The organism is Streptosporangium sp. NPDC049644 (assembly GCF_040675205.1).
GTDB lineage: Bacteria > Actinomycetota > Actinomycetes > Streptosporangiales > Streptosporangiaceae > Streptosporangium > Streptosporangium fukuiense.
On sequence record NZ_JBFAOJ010000242.1, the window covers coordinates 1 to 2,051 of the forward strand.

The 2,051-nt window shown below is 66.2% G+C and carries 1 protein-coding gene and 1 pseudogene; both read left to right on the forward strand.

The genetic code is table 11. From position 1 onward, the window contains the following. Nucleotides 1-709 (forward strand): hypothetical protein (locus AB0J58_RS44785; RefSeq protein ID WP_364227903.1); only part of this gene is annotated, 709 nt, incomplete at its 5' end. Between the two features lie 36 nt (nt 710-745). Next, a pseudogene (locus AB0J58_RS44790) lies at nt 746-2,051 on the forward strand (hypothetical protein); the annotation flags it as partial.

Consider the following 2,051-nt stretch of genomic DNA (forward strand, 5'->3'; position numbering starts at 1 on the left):
GGGGTGGGACGACCTGCCGGAGATCGACTCGGGCAACGCCCCGCGGTCGGCCCGGCACGGCTCCTGGTCAGGGCGGGACTACGCGCAAGAGCGCACCGTGTCCGCGACGATCGCGATCGACGGGCCTCGCGACTCCACCGCGTGGGTGCTGGCCATGCGTAACCTCCGCCGCGCCCTCGGCGTCTCAGAGGACGGCTCCGAGCAGACGCTGACGATCCGCACCCTCGGTGAGACCCTGCTCGCCCGCGCGAAAGCACAAGCCAGGGTCATGCCCGCAGGGCTGTATGGGCAGCGCTGGACCGTGGTGTCCGTGCGCTGGGTGTGCCCGGATCCCAGACGGTATGACCTGCAGCAGCAGTCCGTCACCGTGGACGCCGGCGGCACAGACGACTGCATCAACGACGGGGATGTGTCCACCAGTCCGCGGATCAAAGTGTTCGGCCCTGTCGCTAACCCGGTCATTACCAACACCACTCTTGGCCGGATTCTGCGGTTCGTCGTCAACGTCGAAGACGGCCAACTCCTCGACATCGACACCAATGCAGGCACCGTCACGATCGACGGCGAAGACGCCATGGACACGCTGTCGTCCCTGTCGGTGCCTGTCGAGGAGTGGGTCCTCGGAGCCGGCACGAACACGATCTCCTACAGCGTCTCCTCCGAGGGTTCCTCCGGCATTGAACTGCAGTTCCGTAGTTCCTACCTTTAGTCCCAGCCGTGTCGACCCGCCCGAAAGGGGGCCGACATGGCGCCCGAGATCCGCTCAGTGTCCGAGCGTGCCTGGGATGGGCCCTCAACGCTCATCAGCCGGCCTCTCCTCGCCGTCAACGGCGACCTGCTGCTGCTGATCCACTCCGCGGACAACGGCTCTCAAAGCGACATGCAGGTCTCCGGCGGGTGGACGCTCGTCGAGACCGCCGGCGGATCATCAGGCAACTGGGCCGGCACGAAGGTCTGGAAGCGGGTCGCGGCCGGCGAGCCGGAGACGTACACGATCAGCCAGGGCGGGGCGGCTGACGGTGTCGCTGTCATGCTGGCCATCAGCGGCGCCGGCACCGGCGTGACCGTTAAGACGATCAGCCGTTCTTCGCAGACGATTTTCATTCCGACGCCGGCGGCGACGCCACCCGCGATCGGCTGCCTTGATCTACGGTGGGCCGCCGGTGTCCGGTTCGCCTCGACGAACATCACCTGGTTCACCCCACCCGGGTACGACGAGGTCGCCGAGCTGCAGTCTCGCACTCACGCGACCGGTGTGCTCGTTGAGCGGGCACTGACCAGTAACGCGCCGGTCGGCGAAGCAGAGTTTCTGTCCTCGCTCGGGTTGAACGTCTGGAACGGTCTCACCATTTTGGTGCCGCCGTCAGGGCCTGGCGGTCCTGGCGGTGAGCCGCCTCCGCCGACGTCGCCGCCTCCGACGATCCCCGCGATCCCGTCAAGTGAGCAGGTCGTCCATTACACGTACGAGTTCGCTGACCTGCTCACAGACCGGCTGATCTGCAAGGACCTCGACCTGTATGACGTGTCTTATGACCGGCGGATCATCGAGGCGGGCACGTTCTCCGCATCCTTGAAGGTCACCGATGAGGTGACGGCGGCGAAGGTCGCCCGCATCGTCCCCAGGCACCCCGACGACCTCTCTACGGGGCCAGGACGGACCATCGTCCACATCTACCGCAACGGCGTCATATGGGGCTCCTACGTCATCTGGCGGGCCTCGGTGTCCCGGTCGGGGCGCTCACCCATCGAGGTGCGTATCGAAGGCGCATCGCTGGAGTCGTACCTGTCCCAGGTGAAGATCCGCACAGACCTCGGCCCGTACGAGGGCATCGACCAGATCGACATAGCTCGCACCCTGCTCAACTCCATGCAGTCGACGCCGCGCTACAACATCGGCCTAGTCCTGCAAGATGGCACGTCCAGTGTCACCGCTACCGCCGGCTACCTGGCGTCAGAGGCGAGCACGTACGGGGAGCGCCTCGCGCAGCTCGCGACGAATGAGCATGGCTTCGAGTGGTGCATCCAGGTCGTCGACAACGGCGACGGCACCC